The 16,133-nt window shown below is 53.2% G+C and carries 8 protein-coding genes; 1 reads left to right on the forward strand and 7 read right to left on the reverse strand.

Going from position 1 to position 16,133, the window contains the following annotated elements:
- Positions 1–8: 8 nt before the first annotated feature.
- The 7 genes from Q1K76_RS09955 to Q1K76_RS09985 form a co-directional block, all read right to left on the reverse strand.
- On the reverse strand, positions 9–2,582 hold the full coding sequence (locus tag Q1K76_RS09955; RefSeq protein ID WP_300132975.1) for an endonuclease/exonuclease/phosphatase family protein: 2,574 nt from the start codon (positions 2,580–2,582) through the stop codon (positions 9–11).
- Between the two features lie 13 nt (positions 2,583–2,595).
- Complete coding sequence (locus tag Q1K76_RS09960) at positions 2,596–5,070, reverse strand: phosphodiester glycosidase family protein (RefSeq protein WP_300132978.1); 2,475 nt, start codon at positions 5,068–5,070, stop codon at positions 2,596–2,598.
- 104 nt (positions 5,071–5,174) lie between these two features.
- On the reverse strand, positions 5,175–6,983 hold the full coding sequence (locus tag Q1K76_RS09965) for a T9SS type A sorting domain-containing protein (RefSeq protein WP_300132981.1): 1,809 nt from the start codon (positions 6,981–6,983) through the stop codon (positions 5,175–5,177).
- Between the two features lie 91 nt (positions 6,984–7,074).
- Positions 7,075–8,820: a RagB/SusD family nutrient uptake outer membrane protein gene (locus tag Q1K76_RS09970; protein WP_300132984.1), complete on the reverse strand. Its 1,746-nt coding sequence runs from the start codon at positions 8,818–8,820 to the stop codon at positions 7,075–7,077.
- 19 nt (positions 8,821–8,839) lie between these two features.
- Positions 8,840–12,091 carry a TonB-dependent receptor gene (locus Q1K76_RS09975; protein ID WP_300132987.1) on the reverse strand — a complete coding sequence of 1,084 codons (3,252 nt, stop codon included), beginning with the start codon at positions 12,089–12,091 and terminating at the stop codon, positions 8,840–8,842.
- 91 nt (positions 12,092–12,182) lie between these two features.
- On the reverse strand, positions 12,183–13,520 hold the full coding sequence (gene glpT / locus Q1K76_RS09980) for a glycerol-3-phosphate transporter (RefSeq protein WP_300132990.1): 1,338 nt from the start codon (positions 13,518–13,520) through the stop codon (positions 12,183–12,185).
- Between the two features lie 47 nt (positions 13,521–13,567).
- On the reverse strand, positions 13,568–15,136 hold the full coding sequence (locus Q1K76_RS09985) for a glycerol-3-phosphate dehydrogenase/oxidase (protein WP_300132993.1): 1,569 nt from the start codon (positions 15,134–15,136) through the stop codon (positions 13,568–13,570).
- A 231-nt stretch (positions 15,137–15,367) separates the two neighbouring features.
- On the opposite strand from Q1K76_RS09985, the gene Q1K76_RS09990 reads away from it, so the two are divergent.
- The gene (locus Q1K76_RS09990) at positions 15,368–16,132 is read left to right on the forward strand and encodes a DeoR/GlpR family DNA-binding transcription regulator (protein WP_300132996.1); all 765 of its coding nucleotides are present in this window, start codon (positions 15,368–15,370) and stop codon (positions 16,130–16,132) included.
- Position 16,133 lies beyond the last annotated feature (1 nt).

A 16,133-nucleotide genomic window follows, 5' to 3' on the forward strand; every position in this document is an offset into this window, starting at 1 on the left:
ACAATTAACTATTCGTTTATCAATACTTTAATCACTTTTACCTGTCCGGCCCGGTCGTGGACATACACCACATACACACCGGCGGGCAACGACGAAAGGTCGACCGGAGTACCCGGCACCGCTTCGCCTTCGATTTGTAAACTGCCCGATGCGGTATATATTGCGTAGCTTGCCGACGAATTTTCGGACAATACATAAAGCCGATTCTCCGATACATAAAGGTCGAGACCACTGTCGCTCGAGGCCGCCTCTATTCCCGACTCGCCGGTATACTCATAGGCACCCACCATCGAGCCGCTCGTGTTGCGCTCCACACCCCGGCCGTCGACCGTCAACTGGTCGGTATACTTACCGTTGCCGTCGATGTCGATATAGAAAGACGATTCGCGCAGAGAGGCAGCTTTCAGCACGTTCAGATTGTTGTTGCCGCAAGCGACCGACAGCACCCGCACCGTAGGCGCATGGCCACCGTTATCGGTCAATATGGGGCACAGCTTGCCGTCGACCACTTCGCTGTGAAGCATGCCGTTCAGGTCCTGCACGCTGCGGTCGTAGCTGGAACATACCATATCGCGCGTTTTAGCCGTGATGTTCATCCGGTCGGCAGCACCGTAGAGGTTGTAGGTCGAGGTCATCAGCTTGGCCGAAGTTCCCAGATAGACCTCGCCGGCCTCGGCAGCCGACGAGAAGTTGCCGGCAATGATGTTGTTGACCAGCTTCACACTACCGGCCATGACATGAACGGCCGAACCGTTGAAGTTGGCCGAGGGGGTACCGCTGCTCGTGTAGCACGAGTCGGTGTTGCCCGTGATGGTATTGTTGACCAGGTTGAGAGCCCCCGACGCGGCATTGAAATAGATGGCCGCCCCGCCGTTCGACTTGTCGGAGAGGGCGTTGCTCGTGGCTGTCAACCGATTGTTGACAAAAGTATTGTTGACAAAAACACTGTTCATATATATCGAGGAACCTGTTTGGGTATAGACCCCGTTGCGGTTGCTCACGTTACCGGCAAATGTGTTGCCTCTCACCCGAGAGAGCACCACGCCGTCGGAGTAGCCGGCACTGCCTTGCACCGACCGGTTCTGCTCGAAATACGAGTGGTCTATGTCGGTGCGCCAGCCGGGAGACATCAAATAGAAAGCTCCGCCTTGCAATCCCGACCGATTGCGGGCAAAGGTCGTACGCTCGGCCGTGAGGTTGCCTCTGGTGTATACGGCACCGCCATATCCCGAGGCGTAGTTGTCGGTCAGGCACACATCGCGCAGCACAAGGTCTATCCCCTCTGAATAGATGGCTCCGCCACTGTTGGAGCCCGACAAGTCGGCATAGCCGCCCGAAATCTCTACATTCCCCAAATCGAGGAAACACGAGTCGGCCACCGTCACCACATGGCAGGCATTCTCTTCGGTTCCCGAGACAATACGCCCCGTTTCGTCGATTACATCGTTATGACCCAAATCGCCCGACAAGACGGTTTTGCCCGTCACGGCCGAGAAATCGGCATTGTATCCACCCCGAATGTAGACCCCCGTCGAGACATTCATCGTGGCCTGACGCCCCGTGAGCGAACCCGCCTCCACGGGATAGAAGGTCCCCGCGGTCATATAAATGGTATCTTGTTTCGAAGCCGCATCGAGAGCCTCCTGCAACGAAGCGAAGGGAGCCTCTTTCGAGCCGTCGCCCGCACCCGAAGCCGAAGCACTCACATACCACTTGCCGGCCTCGGCACCCTCCTGTAAGGTACAAGTAATGAGGATAGGCAGGTGATCCGAAGGGGTGACTCCCCGCCCGAAATCCTCGGTTATCGTTTCATAGGACAACACATTCACGCGATTGCAAAAGACATAGTCGATAGGCTCACCGCCCGAAAGAGTCGGGTCCCACGGTCCAAACGTGGCACCCGGCCCTACCGGAGCAGATTGTGTCGTCTTGCGACTATCATTAAAATAAGCATTAAATGTGTTATACATAGCTTTCTCGTCATAATAGGCATTGAAATCGCCTACGATAAAAGCGGGATAGTCGCCCGCTATCTCCTGCATCTTGCGCACATTCAGGCGCGCAGTCTCGGCCCGGGCAAATTCTCCCTTATGGTCGAGATGAGTAGAAAAATAGAAAAAGATTTCGCCCGTTTCCTTATTTTGCAGTTTCACCCATACGGTAATTCGCCGCACGGCCGTATCGAACGGCAACCCCGGAGCAGTAGGGTCCTCGGCCAGGAAGAACTGTCCCTTGTCGAGCAAAGTGAACTTGTCGGCTTTATAGACAACGGTCGTGTGTGTGCCCGAGCGGTTGTCCGAGGCCGAGCCTGCACCCCACGAATGGTTGGCATAGGCATCGCCCAGCAGTTCTTCGAGATCGGGCAGCATGTCGGTACTGTTCTCTTGGAGACCTATCACATCGAAATCGTGGTCTACGATATTCTTGACCACGTATACATTGCGCACGTCCCACGACTTGTCGCCCGTATCGCTATCGTTTTTGCCTCGTATATTGTACGAGCCCATTCGATAAACGGGCGCAGCCACGAGCACCGAGGCAAAACAGCAGCTTATCAGCAATCCTAAAAATCTTTTCTTCATATTTTTGCCCATATTATTTCGTTATCCATATTTTCTGCGAAACAGATTGGCCGTCGCTTACCACACGCACCACATAGAGGCCCACGCCGGGAGCCGATATGCGGTCGCTCTCCCGGGCCAAAGCCACCAGCCCGCCACCGACGTTATACAGTTCGATGCGGTCGGCGGTGCGGCCCAGCAGCACCGTGCGCCCCTCGACCGTCCAGGCGAGACCGGCATTTGCCACCGACTCGATACCGGACGCATTTTCGTTGTAATAATTATAGATTACCTCTACGGCGGGAATCGTCATGTGATAGGTCTCGCCCAAGGTATTCATATCCAAGCCCAGGGTCAGATACGACAGCGTGATGGGATAGTTGGCCATATCGATAGTCTCGCCCAGCGCATCGGGGAAAACAATATCGGCCACACTCTCCCGCCCCACTGCCGGAACAGGCAGGTCGACGGTATGCGTCCCCGACGGGGTCCGCAACGTGCAGGAGAGGCTCTTCATTCGGGCTTCGCCGGGATTGACATGTATGCGCAGCGTATCGGGCAAGCTGTACAACGGGATATTGCCCGACAGGGTGATGGTCTTGGCCGAAGGACTGTTGTAGAGGAACGAGAGTTCCAGCCCCTTGTCGACCGAATTGGTAACCGAGGTATTCTTGAACCCGGCCGATGTCACGAACGACACCCGCATCCAGTCGGCCGAACCGTCGTTCAGGTTCATGCAGTGGCGCACAGGCTCCTGTACTTTCACCAGCAGCGTATCGGTAAATCCCGACATCGAGCCGTAAACCTCGGCCACACCGCTCGCGAGGCCTCTCAAAACGCCTTCCTCAACCACTGCCACCTGTTCGTCGGAGCTGCGCCACGAAAGCATTTGCGGAGCTATCGATACCTCCTCGCCTTTGAGGTTGGTCATAAATACCTCGACCGGGTAGCGGTAGTGGCAATCGTTGATGACCGAGTCGAGCCGGAAATAGAGGTCCTCGATATTCTCGCGGATTGAGATTTCCATCTCGCAAGTATAGCCGGCCGGGGTGCGGGCATAGATTTTGCCCTTGCCGCTGCCGTCGGCCACAAAGCTCTTGCCGTCGGAGGTGATGTGCCCGATACCCTCGTCGCAGGTGAGGGTATAGTTGGTCACTTCGGTACTTATCAATAGGCCGTATGCGTTATAACCGTATACCTCGGGGGTATACTCCTCGCCCTTGGCCAGCACGTGCGGAGGCGTAGCAAAGCCGATGCCTCCGATATAAATCGACTTGGGCGCAGTGGAGACCACAAAGACGCCATCGCCCACCTGGCGCTGCACACCGTTGGAACTGGGGTGATTGCGCACCCCCAGCATGCTGGTATATAGTGTGCTCGAACCGCCGCCGTCGAGATTCAAGGCTTCGTAAGCCCCGGCATAGCGCATGAGGTCGGCCAGCTCGCGGGTGCGTACACCACGCGACACCGACGTGCGCCCGTCGCAGACGAGCATAATCAATGTCTTTTTATCCCGGCTGTATCCGATCGAGGTGCGCGGGTGCCACTCTACGGCATCCTTCCGCTCGTCCTCGGTATCGAGTACGGTACCGTTCCCCAGTATCTTGGGATTGCCGGTCACCAGATTGTCGACCGGCACCTCCTCGCCATCGAACGACATGGGCAGGTATACCTCTACCTCATCGCCATCGTTCAGGCTTTGGATAAAGACTCCCGACATGCCTTTCCCGCTGATGACATAGCCGCCGTCGGGCACGGCCATGTTGGTACCCCGGGCCCACGAGCCCGAGACTTTCATTTTGCAAGGTTTGCCGGGCACCAGATTCTCGCCCGATTTGGGCAAAAGGGCAATCTCGTAATAGAGCGGGAACGAGTTGCTCGTCACCTGGGTGACTTGCCCCGGCATTTTATCGGTATAAAGTATCAGTTTGTTGTTTGCGGCGTCGACATTCACGCCCGAAATTTCATAAGATTGAGTAGCCGATGTGATGGTTCCCGTGAAATCGACCGAGGCGTTGCTCAGGTAAGGGACCTTGTCGGCCGTGATGCCAAAGTGGCGGCAAATCGACGAGGTAGATGTGCGGAAAATCTCACCCTCGGCCACGGTGGCATGGTGAGGCCGCCCCACGATGCTGGTCTTGCCGTCGTTGGCTTTCCCCGACATGGCGAAGAAACCGCCGTTGATACCGGCAAAATAGAGGCTTTCGCCCTCGACGCTGTGACTCTCGGCCATATCGGTCACGGTCTGTGCTCCGGCCAGATGGTCTTTGGCGCACACCGTGCGTATATCGACATAGGGATTGGTAAGGTCGACCGTCAGATAAAATACCGTCAAGGTGGTATCGGGGCCTGTGAGCAACAACGAGGTCTGGGTCGTTCCGGGCCCTATTTGGGCATGAAACGTGGTGTCTACCCGATATTCGGTATTCCACACTTTCCAGGTAACCGAAGCAAACGCATTACCGGTCACAAGGGCCAAAAGCAAAAACAGGCATTTACTTATCTTCATGGCACGACAAATCATGGCATTGACAACCGTTTTGAGAAAGATATGCTGCCGGCAAAACACCGGCAGCATACCCGATGAAAAAACTACTTAATTAAAGATTCTTATTATTTAATCACTTTGAAGGCTTCGCCATCGACATGAATGATATACACACCCTTGGCGAGCGAAGAGAGATCGATTACCTCATCGGCCGGAACCACCTTCACTACGTTACCGCTCAGGTTGTAAACCGTAGCTTCGGCTTCGGCACCGTTTACCCGGAAGAGGCCGTTGCCCAGCGTGCAGACAGACAGACGGTCGGCAGCGATTACATCGGCAATACCCGAGGTAGCATCGGCATCATACGAACCTACGCAAGTGGTCGAGGCACGTTTGAAACCGCGTTGGTCAACCGTGAGGTCGATATTCTCGGGCAATTTCCATTTGGTCTTCAGGGCATTCAGCTCGTCGAGCGTCAAGCTCTTCACGGGCGAAACCGGAGCCAAAGTCTGGCTGAAACCGCCGTTATCGCCGAAGGTATTGTCGCCGAAGACATCGGCATAGGTGAACGATTCGTCGTCCGTATCACTCAAATAGAGATAAGTTCCTTGTACGATTGTGCCCGTACCGTCGTCATGGTCGTCTTGAACCGAGGGGTCTTGCGTGCGGTCTCTCGGCGAGGCCCAGGTGGTGCAATACCAAGCCGTACCGGAGAGGTTGTAACCGCCGCTGTACCATTTGCCGGGACGGGTAGCTCCACTACGGCTCATTAATATAGCAGGATTAGAAGCTGCGGATTCGCCTAAAACACCATTCACAATATAATTATTCGCCATATAATTGTATCCGCCATAGCTCATTACCCCCAAACCGCGGCCTACATCCTTTGTAGCATTTTTATTAGCGGAAACCGTACGAGTTTCTTGTGCAGCGGTATAATCTTTATTAGCGATTGTATTGGAAATCATATACATCGTCGTTCCGGGATAGCCCATTATAACACCAAATCCTTCGGTATAGTTGTCGGCAACCAAACTGTTCACCAAATAGAGGCGGAGACGCTCGTCTTCACTACCCAAAAAGATTGCCGTTCCGCGAAGTTTATTGGTATAAGCCGGTTTACCGTCTTCGCCATATTTATCTTCAGGATAATAGTCGGTCGTAAAATAATTATCGGTAAACTGGCAACGTTGAACCACAGCTTGCGTCAGATATTCATCTCCTGCATAAGCCGAGCTTATAAACAATCCTAAGGCAGCACCCTTCTCACTAGAAAAGTTTTCTGAAAAGACACAATCAGAGATATTTGCCTCAGAAGCAACAAGTGTCAAACCCGATGTTCCGACAAAGGCGGCTCCATTTTGAATAAAGTTACACCATTGCATATCCAAATCGGTATTGAACACCATCACCGCCCCTTTATAATTACTGGCACTGTCGTAGTTGCGGAAAGCGTGTTTGAAGGTAAAACCTTTCACCGTCACGTTGATGCGCACAGGCTGGTCGCCGTCTTTGCGCTCCATATACCACAAGTGAGTGCGGTTGCCGGGCACGGCAGCCTCATCGCTCTCGATACCGCCCGAAATCACGGTCTCGTAGGGCGAAGGATAGGTAATATCGGTGTTCGTTCCCGTACTGTTGGGGTCGAAACCACCCAGGAAAGTTACACTGCGGTTTACCGACAGATACTCGTCGAAATCGGGCGAAGAGAGTTTGTAGACACCACCGGCAAAGCAGAACACGTCGCCGTCGGCAAAGTTCCCGTTTTCCATGTTCTCGGCGAAAAAGTCATAGCTAATCGCCTGTTCCCAAGACGTGCCGTCGTTCATATCCGACCCGTCGGGCTTGATAAAGTAGGTCGTGGCCCATGCGCCGGGCACCGATGCCAACATAAATCCTGCAACAAGCAGGCAAGAAGTCAATTTTCGTTTCATAACCACTTTGTTTTAGATTAGATTTATTGTTAATTATTGAACTGTAACCGGAGAGAAAGAGACTGTACAATCTCCTTCTCTCCGTGATGGTTTAGAAGGACAGACCGTCGTCCCAGCCCGGGTTCTGCGTGAGATTATGGTTTTTCACACGTTCTTCGGTGGGGATAGGCCACAGGTAGTCGCGGTCTTCGTCCCAGGTACGTTTCACATCTTTATGAGGCCACATATAGCCTTCGGTATCGTTGGTAAGGAAGAAATCAACTCCTAACTGATATTTGGTCAATCCCAAACCCGATACAGGTTCGTCTTTCCAAAGAGCTGTTTCATTGCGCCCATCACCGTTGAGGTCGTATTTACCCACACCGGGGAAATAGACGCCATGGAACTCGTGAGTAAACTGTTTTCCCTCTTTCCAACGGAACATATCCCACTGGCGGAAACCTTCGAGACAGAGCTCGACGGTGCGCTCGCGGCGAATCTCCAGGATTACACCGGTCATGTTGCTCTTCGTCACGTTGGGATAGCCCGTCACGTCGGCCATCAGGTAGGAGTCGGGGTTGTTGTTGGCCTCCGCCAGGTCGATGCCCGGCATGCCCACGCGGTCACGCAAGAGGTTGACCGAAATATCGAGGTCGTTCTGCGTGAGGGTGCCCAGCTCGGCTTTGGCCTCGGCATAGTTGAGGTAAACCTCGGCCAAGCGGAAGAGCGGGTAATACATGGGCGACTTGTTCGACTGGTCGTATTTGGGTTCCATCACGAACTTGATATACTGGTAGCCGGTCAAGGTGTATTTCGACAAGGTATTGATCATCTCTTTCTCAGTACCCATCTGCACATAACCCGGTGTCAAGATGGTTTGCGCCAGACGCGGGTCGCGGCCGGTCACCTCGTCGACAAACTGTTTCTTCTCATGCCCGGGAATATCGGTGTAGCGCGAGCCGTCGGCCATGAGGTAGTGGTCGACAAAGCGTTTGGTGAACGATACCCGCTGGTTGCCGGTCATCGAGTTGCACTGCGTGTTGTGCAGGATAGAGAGCTCGGTGCTGTACCGGCGGCCCAGGATAATCTCCTCGGCGGGAGCCTCGAGTTTGGCAAAGAGGTCGCGGTAAGGAGTGCTACCCTCTTTATAGAGCGAGTAACCGCCTTTCTGTATCAGTTCGAGCGAAGCATCGGCCGAGAGTTGCAACATCTCTTCCCAGTCGCCCAGGTTGTGATATTTGCGGAAAGTACCCTCGAACAGGGCGGCACGCGACTTCAAGGCCAGTGCCGTCCACTTGTTCACCTCGTAAGGCGTGTGAGCCTCGGGCAGTTTGTTGATTGCCGAGTCGAGATCGGCCATGACATGAGCCATCACCACCTTGCGCGAATCGCGGGCCTTGAAGAGAAGTTCGTTGTCTTTCGACCCGATTACCTCGTCGTACCAAGGCACATCGCCATAGCGTTGTACCTTCTCGTAATAGAAGAAGGCACGCATGAAATAGGAGAAACCGTCGTAGTGGTTGCGGGCATTTATGTCGTCACAGTTTCCGCAATGTTGGAAATAGAAATTGATTTTGCGCAGGTCGCCCCAATTCCAGCCGCCCTCGGTGGCCGGAAGCCGGTTGCCCAAAAGGACATCGGAAAGGATATTCTTTACCACATCGTCGGCACACATGTCGTTAAGATCGTCGGCATCGGGGAGCATGGCATAGTAGGCATTGGTCCACAGGCGCAACTCCGTTTCGTTCGAGAAATAAGACTCGGGTGTAACCGTATCCTCGGGAATCAAATCCAAATCGGTACAGCCGAACAAAGCGGCTCCGATCAACACGCTGGATATATATAAAAACTTTTTCATCGTCGTTCTGTTTTAATCGTTAAAATGTAATATCCACACCCACCGAGAAGTTACGCGAGTAGCTGTATGCCATACCGGTACCGTCGTTCTGTCCGGCAGCCTCGGGGTCGATATAGAGGGTATGCTTCTTCATCGGCGACCAGTACCACAAGTTTTCACCCGTGAAATAGACACGCAATCTGGTAAAGACTTTTTTCAATACCGGCAAGGTATAACCGATGGTGAGGTTTTTCAACCGCAGGTAAGAGGCATTTTGCAGATAGCGGTCGTTGGCCACGCCCAGCTGACTGGAAGCAAAAGTCTGATAACCACGGAAACGGGGGAAGTATCCGTTGGGATTCTCCTCAGACCAGCACTGGTCCATGAAGTTGGCCGGGATAAAGCTCGTGAATGCGCGTGCATAGGGACCCCAGAAACCGGTCGAGAGATAATCGGGGTACCAGTCTCTCTTGCCTACACCCTGGAAGAAAGCCGAAATATCGAATCCGTTCCAGTCGGCACCCAAACGGAAACTGTAGCAGTAACGAGGAGTTTCGTTACCGATAATCTCACGGTCACCCGGGCTGTCGGCAGTCTCGTCACCCTTGCTGATGACATTGTCGCCGTCGAGGTCAATAAACTTCAAGTCGCCGGCACGGTAGTAAGGATCGACTTTATCGGTGAGGATACGAGTATTCACAGCATCCTGGTTTACCCGCGAGGTATATTCGGCAGCCTCTTCGTCGGTAGCGAACAAGCCGGCTACACGATAACCCCAAATTTCACCCCACTCCATACCTTCGTAGATGTCGGTCAAGTTCTTTTCGGGGTTGTTATACTTGGTAATAACCGTTTTGTTATCGCCCAATGTAGCCGAAATGCTATAATTGAAACGCTTGCCCATCAATGCAAACGAGTCGTTCCAGCCCACAGCAAGTTCCCAACCCTTCGTGCGCAGGTTGGCACAGTTCTCATCGGGTTCTACCGCCCCAAAGACACCGGGCAATACAATCGATTTACCCAACATGCCCTCGGTATCACGAATGAAATAGTCGCCGGTGAAATTCAATCGATTGTCGAGGAACGACAAGTCGAGGCCCACGTTCCAGGTAGCGATGGTCTCCCAAGTCAAGTAACTGGTTTTGGGATTGGATACACTGGCATATTGCAATTTCGAGGTACCGTCGAGCGTATAGCTCATCGTATTGCCGGTAGAGATTTCCTCGATATAAGAATAAGCATCGGTGTCTTGATTGGCCAGTTTACCGTAAGAGAGGCGAATCTTGGCATTGTCGACTACATCTTTGATAGGCTCCCAGAAACTCTCCTCGCTGATGCGCCAGCCGGCCGATGCCGAGGGGGTGAACACCCAGCGGTGATCGCTGCGGAAACGCGACGAACCGTCGTAACGGGCACTGGCTTCGAAGAGATAACGGCCTTTGTAATCGTAGTTCACACGACCGAAGAAACCGCTGTTACGCCATTCGGAGATGGTTTGAGCACGAGTAATATCACCCGTAGCGTTGGCAAAGGTCGACATGTTCTCGCTCAACAGAGCCAGCTGCATCAACTGCAAATAGGTGTCGCGAGAGCCACGATACTGATAACCGGCCAGAGCCTTAAAGTTATGCGCCTTGTTCCAGGTGTGGGTATAGGTAGCATAGGCATTCAAGTTGTGCTCGTTGGTCTCGTAGTGATTTTCACGATAGAAATCCTTGAAGTTACCGGTAATGATGGTCTTCTCCTCGCCCTGTTTGTTGGAGTAGTGCAGGTTGTAGTTACGCACCGAGTTGAGACGGTTGCGGTATTTGTAGCTGTAATCGACCGTCAAGACGAGGTCTTTGAAAATATCGATGTCGAAGCGGTTGCCTATGATAATATACTTTTGGTTGTTCTGATGGTGCGAACGGTCGTCGACCAAATATGGACCGGCACCGTTGAGGGTAGTGTTGGCATGAGTTTCGGCATAGACCGGCAGCCCCTCGGGAGTCTTGGCCGGCCACGAAGCCATCAAGGTTTTGTCGACCTCCATCAGGGTCGAGTTGATGGTAGCAAGACCGCTATATTTATAGGACGAGGAGAAGAAGTTGACATTGGTCGAGTAACGCAACCAAGGTTTAACCTTCACATCGAGTTTGGCGCGGGTCGAATAGGTGTCGTAGGTATCGGGGGTTACGTTCAAGATACCCTCCTCGCGGTTGTACCGGCCGCTCACGAAATATTTCACCCGGTCATTTCCACCTCGTATCGAGAGGTTATACTCTTGTTGCGGACGGGTTTTGCGGAAGAGGTAGTGATACCAGTCGAAGTTGGCATAGTAGCGGTACGAACCGTCGTCCTGCAGGACAATCCAGGGACGCTCGGGATTCTCGGTCTTGTCGTTGCGACGCTCATAAAGCATCTGCATCTCCTCGGCCGTATAGTTGGTAAAGTTGGTAGCATATTGCGAGTAGTAGGCCTTGTCGACCAGACTTACCTGATCGTAACCCGAGGTCATATAGTCGGTCGATGTCGTATTCTGCGACCAACCGAACCGGCCGTTGAAGCTTACCGTAGCTTTGCCGGCCTGGTCGGCACCCGTCTTTGTCGTAATAAGTACAACACCTTTCGACGCGGTAGCACCATAGATGGCGGCAGCCGAAGCATCTTTCAAAATAGAAACCGACTCGATGTCGTTGGGGTTGACCATATTCAGCTCGGTCACCACACCGTCGACCATAATCAGCGGGGTATTGGACGTAGAGACAGACGATACACCGCGGATATTCATATCGTAACCACCGCTGGAACGCCCCGACTGCATCGTCAAGTTCAACGAAGGATCGGCACCCTGCAAGGCCATGGCCACGTTGCTCACCGGGCGGGCGTTAATCTCCTTGGCGCTGATGGTTCCCACGGCTCCCGTCAGGTTCACCTTCTTCTGGGTACCGTAGCCCACCACAACCACCTCGTCGAGCAGCTGATCGGCATCTTTCATCCTGATAAGAACAAAGTTCTTGCCGTTGACCGAAACATTCTGTTTTTCATAACCGATAGAAGTGACCTCGAGGGTCGCATCGGAGGGTACGTTTTTCATAGTAAAAGCTCCGTCCACATCGGTCGAACGCCCGATAGAGGTTCCGGCAACCTTGACTACGGCCCCGATAATGGGTTGGTCATACTTGTCGACCACCTTACCGGACAGCGAATTACCACCTCCAGACTGAGCAAACATCTGTAGACCAGACATCAAGATGATAGCCACCAGCAGGCAAGCCCATCTTCTGTGCAGTGTGTTTGTTAGTAAATTCATAATTCTTTTGATTTATGGTTTTTATTAGGTTTTTGAAGTTTCCTTATATCGTCCCGAAAAGCGGCCGGAACCAACTCTCCGGCTATCGGGGTTATCGACGGTTCACCGCCCTATCCTCTTTGCAAAACAGCATCAGCACCACCGTAACGGCACAGGCCCCCAGCAGCAGGAAGAAACCTCCATCCCAGCCGAAGTGCTCGAAGATATAGCCCATGCCGATGTTGGCAAAGACGGCCGAGCCCAGCAGATACCCGAAGAGACCGGTGAACCCGGCAGCCGTACCGGCGGCTTTCTTCGGAACCAGGTCGAGAGCCGAGACACCGATCAGCATCACCGGGCCGTAAATGAGAAATCCGATAGCGGCCATGGCCACATTGGTCACCGTAGCCGAGGCACTGTTCCAATAGACGTAGACGGCGACCATCACCAACAGCATATAGATAATGGTTACCGGCGAACGGCGACCCTTGAAGACCTTGTCGGAGAGCCAGCCGCAGAGTATCGTACCAAAAATGCCGGCAATCTCGAAAGCGAAATAGGACCAACTGCTGTTGGCCAAATCCATGTGTTTCACCTGCTCGAGATACATCGGCGCCCAGTCGAGTACACCGTAACGCACAAAATAGATGAAGGCATTGGCAAAGGCAATGACCCACAACAGCTTGTTATTGAACACATGACCAAACAGAATCTCACGGGTAGAGAGTTCCTTCTCCTGTTCGGCCGAATAGGCCTGCATACACTCATCGGGTTTATAAAGCTCGATGGGAGGCAGACCGCACGATTGTGGAGTGTCGCGTACCAGCAGATAGGCTATGGCCGCTACCCCCACGGCTACGATGGCCGGGAAGTAGAATGCGCCGGTCCAATTACCAAAAAGGGTGATACCGAAGACAGCCAACGGGGCCATCACCGCACCACCTATATTATGAGCTACATTCCAAATCGACATCTTCACGCCACGTTCGCGGGCCGAGAACCAATGCACCATCACCCGTCCGCACGGAGGCCAACCCATACCTTGCACCCAACCGTTTACAAACAAGATGCAGAACATAAAAAGTATGGAGAGCGAACCGACACTCCAAGGAATAAGACCCATGACGGTCATTATCACCGCCGAAGCGACCAGACCCAGCGGAATGAACACCCGCGCATTGCTGTGATCGGAGACGGTTCCCATCACAAACTTGCTGATGCCGTAGGCTATCGAAACTGCCGACAGAGCCCAACCCAAATCGGCCTTGTCGAAACCCATCTCCTCGAGAGCCGGCATGGCTATCGAGAAGTTCTTGCGTACCAGATAGTAGCCGGCATACCCGATGAATATACCGAGGAACACCTGCCATCTCAACTTCTTGTACTCCTTGTCGACCTTTTCCTTGGGAAGGGGGTCGATGACGGGAGCCGGTCTGAACAACTTCAACATATTATCCTCTATCTTTTTTATTCTCTATCCTTCTTTCTTCCAGGCAATCATGCCAAAATATAGTTTTTCGCCAAACGGGTAAAGGCTTCGACCTGGTCGGCCTCCCACCGTCGGTCCTTACCCATCTCGCGAGCCATGATCGAGGCCACCCGGGGTGCCATGTCGATAGCGGCGCGGGCATCCATAAAGAGGGCTCTCACCCGGCGGGCCAATACATCCTCGACAGTCTGCGCCATCTCTTCACGCACGGCCCACACCACATGAGCCACCCGGAAGGTGTAACCGATATGGAGCAGGTCGCCCAGCGAAGCATCATTCTCAATCATGGCGGCTATCTTGTCGGCATCGCTTCCATAGACGTAGTCCCACGTCGAGCGGTCTACCTGCTCGCGATAGCCGTGCAGCCTCATCTTGCACGTCACGCACGGGCGACGTTCGAGCCCTATCAGTTCGGCCACCTTATCGACCGCATCCTCGGCCATCTGCCGGTAAGTAGTCCACTTGCCGCCGGTAATGGTGAGCATGCCCGAATCGGAAACATATATCTTGTGGTTGCGCGAAATCTCTTTCGTCTTTTTGCAATCGCTGTGCGAGGGTGCAGCCAACGGACGCAGACCGGCAAAGACCGACAGCACGTCGCTGCGTTTGGGCTTGCGGGTGAGGTATTGTCCGGCTTGGTCGAGAATGAAATCAATCTCCTCGTCGAGCGGTTTGGGTTCGAGCGAATTTTCATTGAGCGGCGTATCGGTCGTACCCAGCACCGCCTTGCCGTGCCAAGGCACCCCGAAGAGCACCCGGCCGTCGCGGGTCTTGGGAATCATCAGGGCCGACTCTCCACCCAGAAAGGCGGCATCGACCACGATATGCACCCCTTGACTGGGGCGTACCTTCTTGCGGCTCTCGGGCTTGTCCATCTGCATGATGTCGTCGACATACACGCCGGTGGCATTGACCACCCCTTTCACATTCACTTCGTAGGTACCGCCCTCGAGCGTATCCTCCAGAACGGCCCCCCGAATCTTGCCCGAAGGATCCTTGAGCAGCGAAATCACCTTCATATAGTTGATGCACACGGCTCCGTGATCGGCAGCACTCTGCATGAGCGTAATGGCCATGCGCGAATCGTCGAACTGTCCGTCGTGATATACCACACCGCCGCGCAGGTGGTCGTGCAGCAGACCCGGCAGCTCCTTCAACGTCTGTTTCTTCGACAGCGGCAACGAACGTCCCAAACCCAGCCGGCCGGCCAGGAAGTCGTAGCAGCACAACCCAATCGTGTAGAACGGCTGCTCCCACCAACGATAATTGCCTATAATGAAACGCATGTCTTTCACCAGATGCGGCGCATTACGCCACAAGCGACCACGCTCGTGCAAGGCCTCGATTACCATAGACACATCGCCCTGCTGCAAATAGCGCACCCCGCCGTGAACCAGCTTCGTACTTCTGCTCGAAGTGGCTTTAGCAAAGTCGTGCTGTTCGACCAACAAAACGCGATACCCCCGACTCGACGCATCGACTGCCACGCCCAGCCCGGTAGCTCCGCCTCCTATCACCAACAAATCCCATGGTCTCTTTTCCTCGGCCATCTCTTTTATCAAGCCCTTACGTTTCATTTTCTTATCTTTCAATTTTTGATTTCTTATCAACCTTCGCGATTCTACTTTCTTTTCGTGATACAAAGAAAATAAAAAAAGATAGATAAAACAAGAAAATATGTGTATATTTTTCGTTTCGTTTTCGTTTCAAAGATATTTCATTTCGTTTTCAAAAATATTTATCTATATTATTTGGGCTTTATTCAAATAAATTTTATATTTGTCGTATAAATACATTATATAATATATATGCTCAGTATTGCAGAACGACACAAATACATTCTCGACAAGCTCAATTCCCAAGGATTTGTAAAGGTTCTGGATATCGCCCGCGAACTGGACGTAACCCCCGTTACCATACGAAAAGACCTGAAACTGCTGGAAGAAAAAAAACTTTTGTTTCGTACGCACGGGAGTGCCAGCCCGGTAAATCCCCATACGGCCGACATCAATATCCACATCAAAGAGCGCATCAACAGCGATGCCAAGCGACGTATCGCCCACAAAGCCATTAAACTGGTCGACCCCAACGACTCGATTATCGTGGCCTCGGGTAGCACCGTCTATGCCTTTGCCGAGGAGATTACCGACGACTTGAACCTGACTGTAGTCACAGCCTCGCTCAACGTATCGATCCTGCTCAACCGGTTCGAACACGTTCACGTGATTCAATTGGGCGGAACGCTGCGCAAAAGCTCCTTCTCGGTGATTGGCGACCTGGCCACTCACGCCTTCGACAACCTCACCTGCTCCAAGCTCTTCATGGGTGTCGACGGCATCGACCTCGACTACGGGCTCACCACATCGAACATCGACGAGGCCCGACTCAACCAACGCATGATTGCCGCTTCGCTGCGCACCATCGTACTGGCCGACTCGTCCAAGTTCGGCAAACGGGGTTTCGGAAAAATCTGCACCCTCGACCAGGTCGATGTCATCGTTACCGATTCGGGCATCTCGCCCTCGATTGCCAAGAGTATCGAAGAGGCCGGTATCGAATTGATTATTGCCTGAT

This window comes from uncultured Barnesiella sp., from assembly GCF_946496565.1.
Lineage (GTDB): Bacteria > Bacteroidota > Bacteroidia > Bacteroidales > Barnesiellaceae > Barnesiella > Barnesiella merdigallinarum.

What these genes read in the sequence shown, in the direction of transcription:
- Q1K76_RS09960 (WP_300132978.1), bottom strand. Translation starts at nt 5,070, where the DNA reads ATGAAGATAAGTAAATGCCTGTTTTTGCTTTTGGCCCTTGTGACCGGT.
- Q1K76_RS09975 (WP_300132987.1), bottom strand. Translation starts at nt 12,091, where the DNA reads ATGAATTTACTAACAAACACACTGCACAGAAGATGGGCTTGCCTGCTG.
- Q1K76_RS09985 (WP_300132993.1), bottom strand. Translation starts at nt 15,136, where the DNA reads ATGAAACGTAAGGGCTTGATAAAAGAGATGGCCGAGGAAAAGAGACCA.
- Q1K76_RS09990 (WP_300132996.1), top strand. Translation starts at nt 15,368, where the DNA reads ATGCTCAGTATTGCAGAACGACACAAATACATTCTCGACAAGCTCAAT.
- glpT (WP_300132990.1), bottom strand. Translation starts at nt 13,520, where the DNA reads ATGTTGAAGTTGTTCAGACCGGCTCCCGTCATCGACCCCCTTCCCAAG.
- Q1K76_RS09955 (WP_300132975.1), bottom strand. Translation starts at nt 2,582, where the DNA reads ATGAAGAAAAGATTTTTAGGATTGCTGATAAGCTGCTGTTTTGCCTCG.
- Q1K76_RS09970 (WP_300132984.1), bottom strand. Translation starts at nt 8,820, where the DNA reads ATGAAAAAGTTTTTATATATATCCAGCGTGTTGATCGGAGCCGCTTTG.
- Q1K76_RS09965 (WP_300132981.1), bottom strand. Translation starts at nt 6,983, where the DNA reads ATGAAACGAAAATTGACTTCTTGCCTGCTTGTTGCAGGATTTATGTTG.